Raw genomic sequence first — 15,739 nt, 5'->3', positions numbered from 1 at the left:
GTCTAGTCAAGAGGTGAACAGCAATGAGGCATGCATTGATTACGGCCGGGACGAAAGGGCTGGGCTTACAAGTAGTGGAAGGATTGCTGGAAGCGGGGTACAGTGCAACGGTTACTTATTTCAGTGACAAGGAAAAGGCTGAAACGCTCCAACAAAAGTGGGCCCATAAAAAATTGCAGCTTGTCCAAGCGGATGTCACGAAGAAAGAGGACTTGCAAACGGCAGCAGCACAAGCCCTTTCCTTCGCTGGCAGAATCGATTTGTGTATCCATAATGCCGGCCCTTACGTGTTTGAAAAAAAGAAGCTTATGGATTACAGCGAAGCCGAATGGGCATATATGATCGATGGCAACTTGAATTCAGCGTTTTACCTGCTCCAGCAAGTCATCCCCGTCATGCGGAAACAATCATTTGGACGCATTGTTTTTTACGGTTTTCAAGGCGCCAATAGCGCGCCTGGATGGATTTACCGATCCGCTTATGCAGCTGCGAAAGTCGGACTTGTTTCGCTTATGAAAACGGTTTCGATCGAAGAGGCAGGGCATGGCATTACTGCCAATATGGTGTGCCCTGGCAATATTATGGGTGAAATGAAAGAATCGACGATTCAAGAGGCACGAGAGCGAAACGACAGTGATACGCCGATTGGCCGCTCTGGGACAGGGGAAGATATTGCCAGAACGGTGTTGTTTTTATGTGAAGATGATGCTGATATGGTAACAGGAACGGTCGTTGAAGTAACTGGTGGAGTCGACGTCATTCACCGTTATCGGTAAATGCATAATCACACATGTTTTTGCCTACCTTAGTAATAAAAAGGTGGGCTCGTCCAAATGAAACACACACTTATGTATACGACGCTGTTTGCTCTATTATTGGCGGCGATTTGCCCATTGCCTGTGTCTGCTGTATCGGGGACGGAGCTTATGGAATCTTTTTCACTACGGGTGACGGTCATTGCAGAGGGAGTCGAACATCAATGGGAATACGATAACCCAAACCATTATGAGTATGAAAAAGGCAATTACGTTATAAAAGGGGAGGAAGCCCGGTCCCATGTAGAAGAAATCGTCGATTTGCTCCAAATCAATGAGGAAACGACAGAAGCAGAATACGCTGATCGGCTTTCTGCTAAATTCCCCACGATGGAACGCTTAGAAATTCGTTGGATGAATAGGGACAGCGAACGTTTTACATGGTTATGGACAAAGTAAGCGAATAAAAAAGGGTAAAGCAAAGTGGCCTGCGAGGAGAAGGCCACTTTGCGTTTTTACGAGCTGGACAGAGCGGTTATAAGCGAACAGGCACAGGGTCCAGCGTTTTCGGGTAGCTTGTCATTACCTCGCACCCAGCGGCTGTAATAACAACATCGTCTTCAATTCGTACACCGCAACGATCTGGTATGTAGATGCCAGGTTCTACTGTAAAGGTCATCCGTTCTTTTAAATGGTTTTGGTTGTCTTGGTGCATGGAGGGAGACTCATGTACATCAATGCCTAACCCGTGTCCAAGTCGGTGTGGAAAAAACGCGCCATAGCCAGCTTCTGTGATCACATGGCGTGCAGCTTGGTCAACAGCGCCAATGACTGCACCTGGCTTCGCAGCAGCGAGCGCCGCTTCTTGCGCTTTAAGGACTGTATGGTAAATAGTGGCCTCCTGTTCGGAAACGTTTCCGTAGGCAACGGTCCTAGTAATGTCGGAGCAGTAGCCCTCTAAAACGACGCCAAGGTCAAAAAGGACAAACTCGCCTTCTTGCAATTGGCGATTGCCTGGCTTTCCATGTGGTGCGCTCGCATGGTCGCCAAAGAGGACGGTTGTCTGGAATGACATTTCCCGGATGCCTTGTTGTTTCAGGCCATATTCAATCGCCGCGACGACTTCCATTTCGGTTACGCCTGTTTTTAATGCGGCTACGCCTAACTCTACCCCTCTATCAGCAAAAGCAGCGGCAGCACGCAATGTTTGCAGTTCTTCATTCGTTTTCTGAAGGCGCTGCTCCATTAAAAGTCCTTCACAGTCAGTAAACGAAACCTGTTTATCAAGGGCTTGTAAAGCGCGAATCCGTTCAAAAGAGACAAGCCGTTCTTCCACACATATAAGTGGCAAGTTACGGGGCTCGTGCTCGGGAATGCGGGCATAGATGTTTTCCCAAACATTTTCATTATCACTATATGAAAGAATATCGCCTTCGTATCCAGCTTTTCTGACCATGCTTTCTTCCATTTTAGGAACAACAAGAAAATGGCTATTTGGAAAAACAAAAAAGGCAATGAGGCGTTCATGGGGGTCCGTACGGTAACCGGTTAAATAAAAGACATTTTCTTTGCTTGTTATAAACGCAAACCAAGCTTGCTTTTCTCCCATTTGCCTTTGCAATGTTTGCAGCCGTTCCAATTTCAAATGAATCCTCCTCCTTTCTTTAAGTATACGGTAAAATAGTTTTAGTCGAAAGAAATTCGGCTATAAATCAAAAAGAGACAAACATTCGAAAGGAGCGCTTGCGAGTGAAAGTAAGTTACCATGGCCATTCCGTTGTCCAGATTGAAACAGGTGGAAAAACGATTTTAATTGATCCGTTTATTACAGGAAATGAATTGACTGATTTAAACGCAGACCATGTGGAAGCCGATGTCATTCTGTTAACACATGGCCATAATGACCATGTCGGCGATACAGTCGCGATTGCCAAGCGCACAGGGGCACTGGTTGTCGCTGTAGCCGAATTAGCAACATACATGGGCTTTCAAGGAGTTGAAAACGTTCATCCGATGTCCATTGGCGGCGCATACCAGTTTGACTTTGGCCGTGTTAAGTTTACACAAGCCTTCCACGGTTCTTCGTTCACAGAGGAAGATAGCCAAAAAATTGTCTATACAGGCATGCCAGGCGGCATTCTGTTCACTGCTGAAGGCAAGACCATCTACCATGCAGGCGACACAGCTTTGTTCAGCGACATGAAGCTTATTGGCGAGCGCCATCCTATCGACTTGGCCTTTCTTCCAATTGGCGACAACTTTACAATGGGGCCAGAAGATGCAAAAACAGCAACAGAATGGATTGGCGCCAGCTTAACTGTTCCAATTCATTACAACACTTTTCCGCCGATTAAACAGGATCCTCATGCTTTTGTTACCAGCCTTCAAAGCGGCGAAGGGCGTGTCTTGGAAGTTGGCGAAACGATAGAACTGTAAAAATACGGCTTATTTCAACAATTTGACGTTCACATCACCGATGTGGACGTTTGTTCTTTTTAAGAGCGGCAATGCATAGGCATAGGACAAGGGGGGAGCCTATGAAGCAACGTTCGTTCATTTGTTTGCTTGCAGCCATCGTTTTAGTCGTTTATGCATTCGATTATTTGCCGATACATGAAGAAGGAATCGGGCAAATGTTTGCCTATTCTTGGCTTGCATTCGCCGCGCTTGTCATTGCTGGAAATGGGGTCGCTGTGCTAGGCGGATACCGGCAAAAAGCGCAGAAAGACAGGCAACAGGAAAACGCCGAACCGGAAAAAAGACGAGAATTTGGTTAAGAAGTTGCTATGGCGCCGCGTCAAGTCGTATACTAGATAAAAGAGTGATACGGTGAAAGCGTGGTGCCAAGGTGACGACAAAGCATGAACAAATACTTGAATACATAACACAATTGCAAATAGGGGAAAAAATATCGGTCCGGTCTATTGCTAAAGCTTTAAGTGTTAGTGAAGGAACCGCATATCGCGCCATTAAGGAAGCGGAAACGCAAGGGCTCGTTTCGACGATTGAACGGGTTGGCACAATCCGGATCGAAAAAAAGAAAAAAGAAAATATAGAAAAGCTCACTTTCGCAGAGGTCGTTAATATCGTTGATGGACAAGTACTTGGCGGTCGGACAGGCCTTCATAAAACACTAAACCGTTTTGTGATTGGTGCCATGAAAACGGAGGCAATGATGCGCTATGTGACAGCGGGGAACTTGCTCATTGTCGGCAACCGCTACCAAGTGCATAAGATTGCTTTAGAAACAGGGGCAGCTGTCCTCATAACTGGCGGATTTAGCACGAGCGCCGATGCAGTCCGTCTGGCTGATGAACTTAACCTCCCTATTATTTCTACATCCTATGACACTTTCACAGTAGCAGCGATGATCAACCGCGCCATCTACGACCAATTGATAAAAAAAGAAATTGTCTTAGTAGATGACATTTTAATCCCATTGCAGGATACGTACTATTTGACAGTGACGAATACGATTGGCAAATGGCAAGAGTTCAACGAGCGGACTGGGCATAGCCGTTACCCCGTTGTCGATGAGGCAATGAGGGTACAAGGAATGATTACAGCAAAGGATGTATTTGATAAGCCGAAGCATTGGCTGATTGAAAAAGTGATGACTGGCGACCCGATTACGGTCAATGAACGTACTTCCATAGCCGCGGTTGCCCATTTGATGGTTTGGCAAGGCATTGAGTTGCTCCCTGTTGTCGACCAACAGCGAAAATTGATTGGTGTGGTTAGCCGCCAAGATGTATTGAAGGCCTTACAAACAACACAAAGGCAACCTCATGTCGGAGAGACGATCGAAGAGATCGTGACAAGCCGGATGGAAGAAAAACGAAGTGGAAATGAGTTGCTTTTCACTTGTGACATTACACCGCAAATGACCGACCATGTTGGAACCGTTTCTTACGGTGTTGTCATGACGTTGATGGTTGAGGCGGCAAGGCGAACGATGCGGAAACACAAGCGCGGGGATTTGGTGCTTGAAAACGTCACGTTGTATTTTTTAAAACCTGTGCAAATTGACAGCCATATTTCCATCATGCCATCTATATTGGAAATTGGCCGAAAACATGGCAAGTTTGATGTCGCCCTCTACCACGAAGGTGAACTTGTCGGAAAAGCAATGCTTACTGCCCAGTTGATTGAATAGTGAAGCTTGCCAGTAGGGCAAGCTCCAGACTGTAGACACACGCTCGCATCTTCGTGGCTCACCTCGACTGACAAGCGTTACAGTCAGTTTGAGTGATGTTGTCTAATCCAGTTGTGCTGCATAATGTTTATGAGCGCGAAATCCGTAAATGGCGTTCGCGAGGCCGAATATAAGGAAGACGGCTCCGACAATGAGTTGAATGGCGGTATAAAACGAAAAAAAGGCTAAGTTAACGCCAAGGGCAGTCATCGTGGCGCCTAGAGCCAAGCGGGCCCGTGATTCGAGAATCCGTTTTTCCAAGGAATCCTGCAAACGAAAGGCACGGACACGGGTAATTACATAAAACATAAATGCGGCAATCGCAATAATGATCAAAATACGGCCCATATAAACCTCCTGTTACGACTTGCATGAGTAAATAAAGCGATTTCTTTTATTGTATCGCGAATGGGAAGGTTTGACCAGCCGCACAAATAAGGAGGAACCATGTTTTCGATCATCAGTGAACACATTCAACAATATGAGACGATTATTATACACCGTCATGTGCGGCCCGATCCTGATGCCCTCGGCTCACAGCTCGGGTTTAAAGCTCTGATCAAACAGGCGTTTCCTGAGAAAAAGGTCTATGCTGTCGGTGAAGAGGAGCCATCGCTGGCTTTTTTCGGAAAAATGGATACGATTGAAGATGATGTATACAAAGGGGCGCTTGTCATTGTCTGTGATACGGCCAATACAGAGCGCATTAGCGACCAACGCTATAAATTAGGGGAAGTCGTGATCAAGTTTGACCATCATCCAAATGAAGAGCCATATGGCGATCTCGTTTATGTTGACACGACCGTTAGTTCCACAAGCGAGTTGGTCATTGCCTTTACAGAAGTAGCACGTGTATTCAAGCTTACAGAAGAGGTCGCTTTCTTGCTCTATGGCGGCATTGTCGGCGATACAGGCCGTTTCCGCTTTCGCAACACGACTGCCGACACGCTCCGGAGAACAGCAACGCTACTTGAAACAGGATTTGACAGCAATGCATTTTATCGGAACTTGTACAAGCGTTCATTGAACATGGTTCGCCTTGAAGGATACGTACTGCAAAACTTTGAAGTGATCCAAGAAAAGGTTGGCGTGATTAAGCTGACGGCAGAACAATTACACCGATTTGGCGTCACAGCCAATGAGTCTTCGTTGCTTGTCAATTGTTTTGCTGATGTGGAAGGATTGGAAGCTTGGGCTTTCTTTGTCGAAGAATCAGAGACGAAAATCCGCTGCCGCTTACGGTCAAAATCAGTATCGATAAATGAAATCGCTAAACGGCATGCTGGTGGAGGCCATCCAGTTGCCGCTGGAGCGACAGCCTACTCGTGGGAAGAAACAGACGTAATTACGACTGAACTTGTTGAAGCTTGCACGTAAGAGGCAAGTGGCAAAAAACAGGCACGTGCCTGTTTTTTGCTGTATAAGCGGTTAGCGAATGCTTTTTTCTTCAATAATTTCAACATTGAGCTCCATTTCAGTCATGGCAAAGAAGCTAATCGTTTTGACGCGGTATTCGTTGTTGTTGAGCGTGTATGTTTTATTTTCGACTGCGCTTAAGATCACTTCTTTTATGCTTGCGATGGTTTCGATGTTGGTTCCTTGCAAATGGCGCAGTTCCTTTAAAATTTGCTGTTTTAATTCATACACATTCAATTGGCTAAGGTGGTACTTGTCGCTATTCGTCAAGTTGACAGTCACGCTTTGGACAATTAGGTTCTTTAAGTTTTCCTCGTTATGCAACGTAATGTCGTTAATGAGCTGGTCATTTTTTGCCCGTAATTCATTGATGATAATGCTCTGTTTGCCCATCTCATTATACAAGTGATCATACCGTTCGCCGTACTCAGCCAGAAAAAAGCCCCAACCAATCAATGTGCCAATAAGAATACCTGAAAAAAAGCGAAGCCAGCCTCGGTGTTTTCTGTAGTTTGGTATATACATTAGACGGGGTCTCCAACAATCCACCGAAGTAGAATGGTTCCTGATTGGGCGCCGCAAAAAGCAACAAGCAGCATCGCTAGCGTTCGGTAAATGTCTTCGTGGACGCCGCTGAACAAGCCTGTTTCAATTTTGGTGATTGCTTCAAAAGAGCCGCCAATCGCTGCGACAATTGCCCATATTTTCAAACTGTTGGAAAGGCTGTAAATTTCAATTAACACCGGTTTGCCGATTAAAAAAGCGCCAATGCCGCCAATTAGCGCTCCGCCGATCATCACGCCGAAGGCAATAAAAAAGTTCATGACTAAATGCGCTAGCATTTCCTTTGTCAAAAGCATAGGTTGCTCACCTCGTCCAAGAAAGCTTTACTTTCATATATAAGGCCGAGGGCGGGGAATTATGCAGGTCAATTGTGGACAAGTCTGGAAAGTTGCATAGGGCGCCCTTTTCCATTAAAGTCATTTTTATTAAGGATTGTAGCGAAAAATAAGAGGAAGTGGTTTCGTGGATGCCCTGATTACGAATGTTTACAGCGAATACAGCTTACTCCAGTCAACGAACCGGGTGGATGAGCTTGTACAAGCTGCTAAGGAAGCTGGCTACACAGCGCTTTCCCTTACAGATAGACATGTATTATATGGGGCTGTGCCTTTTTTTCAAAGCTGTCGTAAAGCTGGACTCAAACCGTTGCTTGGCCTCGAAGTGACTGTCCGACTCGATGAAGAGATAATACCGGTACGGATGGTCGCCAAAAATGAAGAAGGTTATCGCCAACTTGTTGCCCATAGTACATCGCTTGGCTTTCAAACTAAACAGGCAGCGATTGAGCTAGAAACATGGAAAGCAAACAGCACCGCGTGTTTTGTTTTTATCCCGAAAGAAGCCTTTGTTGCGGCAAAAGGCAATTGGCTGCGCTTTTGGGAGCGCCTAGCTGGTGGGCTTGAGGCGTTTATCGAGCTTGCAGGCGGCGAAAGCGACCACGAGCTCATACAGTTTGCGAATGCCCACCAAATCCCGTGTGTGGCTGCTCCGCCAACCCGGTTTTTGCGCAAAGAGGATGCGCCTGTTTACCAACTTGTGCGTGCGATAGGGGCTGGGACGACGACGACTCACCTTGAATTAGAAGAGGGCTGGCAACGGTGGCATTTGCCGACCGCAAACTCGCTGAAAGAACGTTTTCCCGAAAAAGCGCTTTTGCAGGCAAGGGCGCTTGCGGAAAAAGTTGAACCGTATTTGCCTGAAGAAAAGCCGCGAATACCTGCTTACGATGGGCTTACGGTTGAACAAGCAGATAAACGCTTAGAAACGTTATGCCGGCAAGGTTTGAAAGCACGATACAAGGCAGTGTCAGTAGAGGCTGAAAGGCGGTTGGAACATGAGTTAGCGATTATTGCAGAACGGGGTTTTTCCTCGTATTTTTTAATTGTCGCTGACTTTGTCGGCTATGCCAAAAAATCAGGCATTTTAACAGGCCCAGGCAGGGGCTCGTCGGCTAGTTCCATCGTCGCTTATACGTTGTTCATTACCGACGTTGACCCGCTAGCCCATGATCTTTTATTTGAACGCTTTTTAAACCCTGAGCGTGCAAGTTTGCCCGATATCGATGTCGATTTTCCAGACTATCGCCGTGATGAAGTGATTGCTTATGTTAGAGAGCGGTTTGGCCATGATCGAGTTGCCCAAGTGTTAACGTTTGGCACATTTGCAGCACGCGCTGCGATTCGCGACGTTGGAAAGGCGCTGTCGATCCGCCATACTTTTGTCGATCGCGTTGCGAAGTCGTTAACCCCTGCTTCTCTCAGCCTTAATGAAGCGCAGGAAAAAGGCGTCTTTAAAGGCCTTGAATCGCCTGAACTGGACGAGTTGCTTTTTTTCGCTAAGCAAATTGAAGGGTTGCCAAGGCATGCATCGACCCATGCTGCAGGAGTAATTATTAGCGACAAGCCACTTAACAATAAAACAGCGTTGCAGTTAGGGATCGACGGCCATGCGGTGACGCAAGCGGATATGGATAGTTTGGCGCGTCTAGGTCTTGTGAAATTTGACTTTTTGGGGCTGCGCAATTTGACGTTGCTTGAACGGATGCTCAAAGTAATTGAACAAGAAGAGGGTGTCGCATTAAATTTGCAGCATATCCCACTCAATGATAAAGCCACTTTCCAGCTGCTTCAACAAGGGAAATCAACGGGAATTTTCCAACTTGAGTCGGCAGGCATGAGGCAAGTGCTGAAACAGTTGCAGCCAAGCCAGTTTGAAGACATTGTTGCTACAAGTGCTCTTTATCGGCCAGGACCAATGGCATTTATTCCAGAATACATCCGTGGCAAACATGGACACACGCAAGCTATTGTTCCCCATGAATCGCTGCGTCCAATTGTCGAGCCTACTTTTGGCGTTCTCGTTTACCAAGAGCAAATTATGCAAGTCGTGCAGGCGACGGCCAATTATAGTTTAGCTGAAGCGGATTTGTTCCGTAGGGCCATTAGCAAAAAGCAACATGATGTCATCATTCAAGAAAGACACCAATTTATTCACCGGGCTGTCGAAAACGGGTTTTTACCTGAAGAGGCAGAGGCTATATTTTCATTAATTGAGCGGTTTGCCAATTATGGCTTTCCTAAAAGTCATGCCACAGCTTACAGTTTCATTAGCTACTGGCTTGCTTATTTGCGTGTCCATTTTCCAGCTGCCTTTTTTGCTGCGCTTTTTTCCTCAGTTTGGCAAAATCACGAAAAATTGTATTCGTATATAAACGAGGCGAAAAAAGAAGGCATTCGTGTGCTGCCTCCGTCTGTTTGCAAAAGCGGCCTGCTATTTGAACTTGAAAATGGCCAAATTCGCTTTGGTCTTTTGCCAATTTCTGGTGTTAACGTCCAAGCGGTCAATGAAATCATCAGCAAGCGGCGAAAAAACAGCGACAGCAACTTGTTTATGTTTTACGCCCATGTTGCCTCAACGGCTGTCAACAAACGGGTAATGGAAGCTCTTATTAAAGCTGGGGCATTGGATGAGTTTGGCCAATCGCGAGCGACGCTGCTCGGCAACTTGGATAAAGCAGAAGCTTTTGTTGAGCAAGTCCGTTCGTTTAAAGCATCTTCAGGAGGGCTGTTTACAATCAAGCCTGCCGTTCCAGCTTACTTGGATGTGACGCCGTCTACGAAAATGGAAGATTTAGAAGGGGAGCGTGAAGTGCTTGGCTTTTATTTATCGGGCCACCCAATTGAAAATGAACTAGAGCGGCTAGCACCATTCGGTCGTATCCCTTTAGCTGAATGTATCCCTTCAAGAAAGCCAGTACGAATTGCGGGAATGGTCATCGATGTAAAAAAAATAGTAACGAAAAAAGGCGAAGCGATGGCCTTTTTGACTCTGAGCGACGAATCGGGCGAGTGTAGTTGCGTGGCCTTCCCCCAAGCGTGGAAAGTATATGAAGGGCTGTTCGCCCCCCACGCCCTTGTGTTTTTAGAAGGCGTATTAGAAGAACGGCAAGGAAAAACGCAGTTTATTATCCATAAAGCAGCTGATGTTTTGCAACTAAACAAAAACAAGAAAAAACAAACGCTCTATATTCGTCTAACGGCGGACAAAGATCAGCCTACACGCCTGAGCGACTTAAAATATGTGCTAAGCCAAGATGTCGGTTCAACACAAGTGATTCTTTACAGAGAAAAAGAACAGGCGCGAACGCGCCTTGCAGATGAATACAGTGTCGCGCCAACAAGGAAGACGCTTCAGTTATTAAAACAAATGTTTGGCGAAGAGAATATTGTGCTAAAAAGCGACGAAGAGTAAAGAGAGCCCATTTAAATCAAGATTTTTACGGGAAACCTTGCGCTACCTATTGGCGTATGGACAGGAGTTGTTTATAATAGGGAGCGTAGAATTGAGTGGTCTGACCAGTGAGCAAAACGAAAAGGAGAGAGATACGTGCCAACGACGAGAGAAGAAGCGCTTCACATGCACCGGATAAACCAAGGAAAACTAGAATCAAAAGCGAAAGTCCCAGTGAAGGATGCCCGAGACTTAAGCTTAGCCTATTCCCCAGGTGTAGCAGAACCGTGCAAAGAAATTTTTGAAGATGTTGAAACGGTGTATGAGTACACGATGAAAGGGAATATGGTTGCTGTCGTCAGCAATGGCACAGCCGTGCTTGGCCTCGGTAACATAGGCCCAGAAGCTTCCCTCCCTGTTATGGAAGGAAAAGCGGTTTTATTTAAGTCGTTTGCCGGTGTAGATGCTTTTCCAATATGCCTCCGTTCAAACGATGTCGATGAAATTGTCAATACGGTGAAGTTGCTTGAGCCGACGTTCGGCGGTGTCAACTTAGAAGATATTGCGGCACCAGACTGCTTTGTGATTGAAGAGCGGCTAAAAAAGGAGACAAATATTCCGATTTTCCACGATGACCAGCATGGCACAGCGATTGTTACCCTTGCAGGCTTGATCAACGCTCTAAAAATTAGCGGCAAAAAACTGTCAGAAATCAAAGTAGTCGCCAATGGCGCAGGAGCTGCTGGGATCGCCATCATTAAATTGATGCTCCGCATGGGTGTGCGCAACATTATTATGTGCGATACGAAAGGCGCAATCTATGAAGGACGCCCATATGGAATGAACGCAGTCAAAGAAGCGGTTGCAAAACGGACAAACATGAATAAAGAAGAAGGCAAGCTTGAAGATGTCATTAAAGGGGCCGACGTGTTTATTGGTGTATCCGTTGAAGGGGCAGTCACAAAAGAAATGGTTGAAAGCATGAATGACAACCCGATTATTTTTGCCATGGCTAACCCTGTTCCAGAAATTATGCCAGAAGATGCGAAAGCAGCAGGCGCTTCTGTTATTGGTACTGGCCGTTCTGATTTCCCGAACCAAGTGAATAATGTTTTGGCTTTTCCAGGAATTTTCCGCGGAGCGCTAGATGCCCGTGCTACCCATATTAACGAAGAGATGAAAGTGGCGGCTGTTTATGCAATTGCCAATTTAGTTTCTGAAGAAGAATTGTCTGTTGATTATGTGATCCCAGCACCATTTGACTCTCGTGTTGCCCCAGCAGTCGCGGCGGCAGTAGCTAAAAAAGCGATGGAAACGGGCGTTGCCCGCGTAAAAGTAGACCCGGAAGAAGTAGCTGAAAAAACACGGAAATTAGCGATTATTGATTGATTGGGCGAGTGAAAAATGGCAGCTGACCAGCCAAAAAGGTATATAGAGATCATTCGGGCCGTAAGTGAGATGATTCAAAACGATGGCTTGAAAAGTGGCGATAAGCTTCCTTCTGAACGGGAACTCAGCGACCGGCTTGATGTCGGTCGCTCCTCTATTCGCGAGGCTTTGCGTGGCCTTGAGCTCCTCGACCTTATTGAAACAAGAAGAGGCGAAGGCACGTTTATGAAGGCGACGTCAAGCTATAAATTGGTCGACCTCTTGCTGTCTTTTGTCCTAAAAGACGAGCAGGCGAGGAAGGATTTGACTGAGACAAGGCGAATTATAGAGTTGGAAGCATTAAAACTTGCTTGTGAGCGAATAACAGACGAGCAAATCAGGAAGCTTGACACGTTGATTTTACGTTCCAAAAAAGAGTGGAATCAAGGAGACTTTCCTGTTGAAGAAGACTATCGTTTTCATAAAACGATTGTGAAATCATGCCAAAACGTCCTGCTATTCCACATTTGGAAATCACTCGTTGCTTTTAATAAAGAAGCGATCAAAGAATCCCTTGAACGGAGCGGCCGTCCTCCTATATCGATAAAAGAACACGAGCAAATTGTGGAGGCGTTAAAGAAGCGTGATAGTGAGCAGGCGCTATTAGCGATGCGTCTTCATTTGCAAAATAGCCGATTTTAAGCAAGGAGCCGGCTTTAGCATCAAGTTAGGAGCGAATATCATGTTAAAAGATATGTTCTCAAAGAAAAAAAGGTACGCGACGATTCCCTCTGAACGGGCTAAGCAGGAAGTGCCAGAAGGGATTATGACCAAATGCCCTTCATGCCGCACGATTATGTATACAAAAGACTTAAAAAAGAACTTGAGTGTGTGCAGGACTTGCGGGCATCACCACCGCATGAGTGCGAGAGAGCGAATTGACTCCATCATTGACGATGGCACGTTTAAAGAAGCATTCGCCTCTGTCAAAGGAGGCAACCCACTCCAGTTCCCAGGGTATGAGGAAAAGCTCGAGAGCGACCGTAAAAAAACCGGTTTGAATGAAGCGGTGGTCACTGGTGAAGGAAAGATAAATGGATATCCCGTTGTCATTGCGGTTATGGACCCCAATTTTCGAATGGCGAGCATGGGCTCAGCGGTCGGGGAAAAGCTAACGAGGGCAATTGAATTGGCCACCGAGACGAGTGTTCCGTTGCTTATTTTTGCTGCCTCAGGGGGAGCGCGCATGCAAGAAGGCATGCTCAGCCTTATGCAAATGGCGAAAACGAGCGCCGCACTTGAGCGGCTGAACCGAGCAGGAGGGCTTTACATTTCGGTTATGACCAATCCGACGACGGGCGGCGTGTCTGCTAGTTTCGCGTCCCTTGGCGATTACAATTTTGCCGAGCCGAAAGCATTAATTGGCTTCGCTGGGCGGCGCATTATTGAACAGACGATTCGTCAGGAACTTCCTGAAGACTTTCAGACAGCAGAATTTCTATTGGAGCACGGCCAGCTTGATCGTGTCATTCCAAGGCTAGAAATGAAAGAAACGCTGACTAAGCTGTTGGCGATGCATCAGTAACAAGGGAGGATATAACCATTGTCTTCGGAACAAGAATTTGAAAAACCGGTCATTGAGCTTAGGCAAAAAATTGCCGACCTCCGTGCATTTGCAATGGAGAGGGATATGGACCTCAGTACAGAAATAAAAAAAATGGAAGCCCGCTTAAGCGAGTTGGAAGAAGAAGTGTACGCCAATTTGCAACCGTGGGAGCGCGTGCAAATCGCCCGTGACCATGAGCGCCCAACAACACTCGATTATGTGGACGTTTTATTTGAGGATTTTTTGGAAATGCACGGCGATCGGCTGTTTGGCGACGATAAAGCCATTGTAGGCGGCATTGCCACTTATAAAGGCAAGCCGGTAACTGTCATTGGCCACCAGCGCGGAAAAGATACAAAAGAAAACATTGTCCGCTATTTTGGCTCTCCACACCCAGAAGGGTACCGCAAAGCGTTGCGCTTAATGAAACAAGCGGAAAAATTCAAGCGCCCGATTATTTGCTTCATCGATACGAAAGGTGCCTATCCTGGAAAGGCAGCGGAAGAGCGCGGCCAAAGCGAAGCAATTGCCCGAAATTTGTTGGAAATGGCCGGATTGAAAGTGCCGACAATTAGCATTGTCATTGGCGAAGGCGGCAGTGGTGGCGCTCTTGCCCTCGGTGTAGCTGATGAAATTCACATGCTGGAAAATGCGACATACTCAGTCATTTCTCCTGAAGGGGCTGCTGCGATTCTTTGGAAAGATGCAGGAAAGGCTAAAAAGGCAGCGGAGTCAATGCGCATCACCGCCCCTGACTTATATGAACTAGGCATTATTGATTCAATTATTCCTGAACCTCGAGGCGGTGCCCAGCGGAATTTGCACCAACAAGCAGACGAAATCGACCGCCTTTTAGAAAAAGCATTAACAAGGCTTGCTGAGAAGCCTGTAGACGTCCTTCTCGATGAACGTTATGAAAAGTTTATGAAAATCGGTCATATCCCTGAGGAAGCGGCAACTACAGGACAATAGGAAGATGGAAGTGCTTTCATTGTTTGGAAGCACTTTTTATTGTGGGACGATACTTGTTTTCGACAAATCAAAGTGGTATCTTTACTTGCAGAGACTGCAGAGAAACACAGCTGCTTTGCTTTGATATGAGTGTGTTAGGAGGATTTGCATTGAAACGGATAGGTGTATTAACAAGTGGCGGGGATTCTCCCGGTATGAACGCGGCCATTCGTGCGGTTGTCCGGAAAGCGATTTTTCATGGTTTGGAAGTGTACGGCATTTCCTATGGGTACCAAGGTTTAATTAATGGCGACATAAAAAAAATGGAGCTTGGCTCTGTCGGTGATATTATTCACCGTGGCGGAACAATGCTTTACACAGCTCGCTGTGAAGAATTTAAAACGTTGGAAGGCCAACAAAAGGGCATTGAACAGCTGAAGAAATTTGGAATTGAAGGGCTAGTCGTTATTGGCGGAGATGGTTCTTACCGCGGCGCTCAACAATTAACGAAACATGGTTTTCCAACAATCGGCGTTCCAGGGACGATTGACAACGATATTCCAGGTACTGATTTTACAATTGGTTTTGATACAGCATTAAATACAGTCATTGACGCGATTGACAAAATTCGTGATACGGCCACTTCTCATGATCGTACATACGTGATTGAAGTAATGGGCCGCCATGCAGGGGATTTGGCTTTGTGGGCTGGCCTTGCCGATGGTGCAGAGACCATTGTCATTCCTGAGGCTGAGCATAATATGGAGCAAATACTCGCAACGATTAAACGTGGCCAAGAACGTGGCAAGAAGCACAGCATTATTGTCGTCGCTGAAGGGGTCGGTTCAGGCATAGAGTTCGGCGACCGGATCAGCAAAGAAATGAATATGGAAACGAGAGTAACCGTGCTCGGCCACATTCAACGCGGAGGATCGCCCACAGGGGCAGACCGTGTTTTGGCGAGCAGACTTGGTGCAAAGGCAGTTGATTTGTTGTTAGAAGGCAAGGCTGGCATGACAGTCGGGATTCAAAAAAATGAACTTGTTTATCACCCAATTGATGAAATTTTAGACCGCCCACACACGATTGATCAAGAAATGTACAAGCTATCTCAGGAATTATCCATTTAACAGCAACACACCTATTAAGGAGGAA

16 protein-coding genes are annotated in these 15,739 nt (G+C 46.3%); 12 read left to right on the top strand and 4 right to left on the bottom strand.

Annotated elements, in window-relative coordinates:
• Window positions 1–23: 23 nt before the first annotated feature.
• Both BUC05_RS10245 and BUC05_RS10240 read left to right on the top strand, forming a co-directional pair.
• Complete coding sequence (locus BUC05_RS10245) at window positions 24–776, top strand: SDR family oxidoreductase (RefSeq protein WP_011247577.1); 753 nt, start codon at window positions 24–26, stop codon at window positions 774–776.
• A 57-nt stretch (window positions 777–833) separates the two neighbouring features.
• Window positions 834–1,214 (top strand): hypothetical protein, encoded by a 381-nt coding sequence (locus tag BUC05_RS10240; RefSeq protein ID WP_011247576.1) that lies wholly within the window; start codon window positions 834–836, stop codon window positions 1,212–1,214.
• Between the two features lie 76 nt (window positions 1,215–1,290).
• Here BUC05_RS10240 and BUC05_RS10235 read toward each other — a convergent pair whose 3' ends face one another.
• Window positions 1,291–2,400 carry a M24 family metallopeptidase gene (locus tag BUC05_RS10235; protein WP_011247575.1) on the bottom strand — a complete coding sequence of 370 codons (1,110 nt, stop codon included), beginning with the start codon at window positions 2,398–2,400 and terminating at the stop codon, window positions 1,291–1,293.
• Between the two features lie 104 nt (window positions 2,401–2,504).
• On the opposite strand from BUC05_RS10235, the gene BUC05_RS10230 reads away from it, so the two are divergent.
• The 3 genes from BUC05_RS10230 to BUC05_RS10220 all read left to right on the top strand — a co-directional run bounded on the left by BUC05_RS10230 (window position 2,505) and on the right by BUC05_RS10220 (window position 4,911).
• The gene (locus BUC05_RS10230; protein ID WP_011247574.1) at window positions 2,505–3,191 is read left to right on the top strand and encodes a metal-dependent hydrolase; all 687 of its coding nucleotides are present in this window, start codon (window positions 2,505–2,507) and stop codon (window positions 3,189–3,191) included.
• Between the two features lie 101 nt (window positions 3,192–3,292).
• On the top strand, window positions 3,293–3,532 hold the full coding sequence (locus tag BUC05_RS10225; RefSeq protein WP_011247573.1) for a hypothetical protein: 240 nt from the start codon (window positions 3,293–3,295) through the stop codon (window positions 3,530–3,532).
• 71 nt (window positions 3,533–3,603) lie between these two features.
• Entirely contained in the window at window positions 3,604–4,911 is a 1,308-nt protein-coding gene (locus BUC05_RS10220; RefSeq protein WP_011247572.1) for a DRTGG domain-containing protein, read from the top strand.
• A gap of 102 nt (window positions 4,912–5,013) precedes the next feature.
• Here the strand turns inward: BUC05_RS10220 and BUC05_RS10215 are convergent, their stop codons facing one another.
• A complete protein-coding gene (locus BUC05_RS10215; protein ID WP_011247571.1) occupies window positions 5,014–5,298 on the bottom strand; it encodes a YtpI family protein in 285 nt (94 codons plus the stop codon).
• A gap of 99 nt (window positions 5,299–5,397) precedes the next feature.
• Here BUC05_RS10215 and BUC05_RS10210 point away from each other — a divergent pair, with 99 nt between their 5' ends.
• Window positions 5,398–6,327 carry a DHH family phosphoesterase gene (locus BUC05_RS10210; RefSeq protein WP_011247570.1) on the top strand — a complete coding sequence of 310 codons (930 nt, stop codon included), beginning with the start codon at window positions 5,398–5,400 and terminating at the stop codon, window positions 6,325–6,327.
• A gap of 51 nt (window positions 6,328–6,378) precedes the next feature.
• Here BUC05_RS10210 and ytrI read toward each other — a convergent pair whose 3' ends face one another.
• A complete protein-coding gene (gene ytrI / locus BUC05_RS10205) occupies window positions 6,379–6,891 on the bottom strand; it encodes a sporulation membrane protein YtrI (RefSeq protein ID WP_011247569.1) in 513 nt (170 codons plus the stop codon).
• Window positions 6,891–7,226 carry a YtrH family sporulation protein gene (locus BUC05_RS10200; protein ID WP_011247568.1) on the bottom strand — a complete coding sequence of 112 codons (336 nt, stop codon included), beginning with the start codon at window positions 7,224–7,226 and terminating at the stop codon, window positions 6,891–6,893. Before BUC05_RS10200 ends, ytrI begins: the two co-directional genes overlap by 1 nt.
• 166 nt (window positions 7,227–7,392) lie before the next feature.
• Between BUC05_RS10200 and BUC05_RS10195 the strand changes: the two genes are divergently transcribed.
• The 6 genes from BUC05_RS10195 to pfkA all read left to right on the top strand — a co-directional run bounded on the left by BUC05_RS10195 (window position 7,393) and on the right by pfkA (window position 15,714).
• Window positions 7,393–10,680 (top strand): DNA polymerase III subunit alpha, encoded by a 3,288-nt coding sequence (locus BUC05_RS10195; RefSeq protein ID WP_035201903.1) that lies wholly within the window; start codon window positions 7,393–7,395, stop codon window positions 10,678–10,680.
• Window positions 10,681–10,845: 165 nt separating this feature from the next.
• Entirely contained in the window at window positions 10,846–12,048 is a 1,203-nt protein-coding gene (locus BUC05_RS10190) for an NADP-dependent malic enzyme (protein ID WP_161797028.1), read from the top strand.
• 15 nt (window positions 12,049–12,063) lie between these two features.
• Window positions 12,064–12,729 carry a FadR/GntR family transcriptional regulator gene (locus tag BUC05_RS10185; RefSeq protein WP_035201901.1) on the top strand — a complete coding sequence of 222 codons (666 nt, stop codon included), beginning with the start codon at window positions 12,064–12,066 and terminating at the stop codon, window positions 12,727–12,729.
• Window positions 12,730–12,769: 40 nt separating this feature from the next.
• Complete coding sequence (gene accD / locus BUC05_RS10180) at window positions 12,770–13,612, top strand: acetyl-CoA carboxylase, carboxyltransferase subunit beta (protein ID WP_011247564.1); 843 nt, start codon at window positions 12,770–12,772, stop codon at window positions 13,610–13,612.
• Window positions 13,613–13,630: 18 nt separating this feature from the next.
• Window positions 13,631–14,605 (top strand): acetyl-CoA carboxylase carboxyl transferase subunit alpha, encoded by a 975-nt coding sequence (gene accA / locus BUC05_RS10175; protein WP_011247563.1) that lies wholly within the window; start codon window positions 13,631–13,633, stop codon window positions 14,603–14,605.
• 149 nt (window positions 14,606–14,754) lie between these two features.
• Window positions 14,755–15,714, top strand: coding sequence for a 6-phosphofructokinase (gene pfkA / locus BUC05_RS10170; protein WP_011247562.1), 960 nt, complete (start codon window positions 14,755–14,757; stop codon window positions 15,712–15,714).
• Window positions 15,715–15,739: the final 25 nt, after the last annotated feature.

The organism is Shouchella rhizosphaerae, from assembly GCF_900142675.1.
Classification (GTDB): domain Bacteria; phylum Bacillota; class Bacilli; order Bacillales; family Bacillaceae_D; genus Shouchella; species Shouchella rhizosphaerae.
The sequence above is the reverse complement of the archived record's forward strand: the minus strand, read 5'-3'. Positions and strand labels throughout refer to the sequence as shown.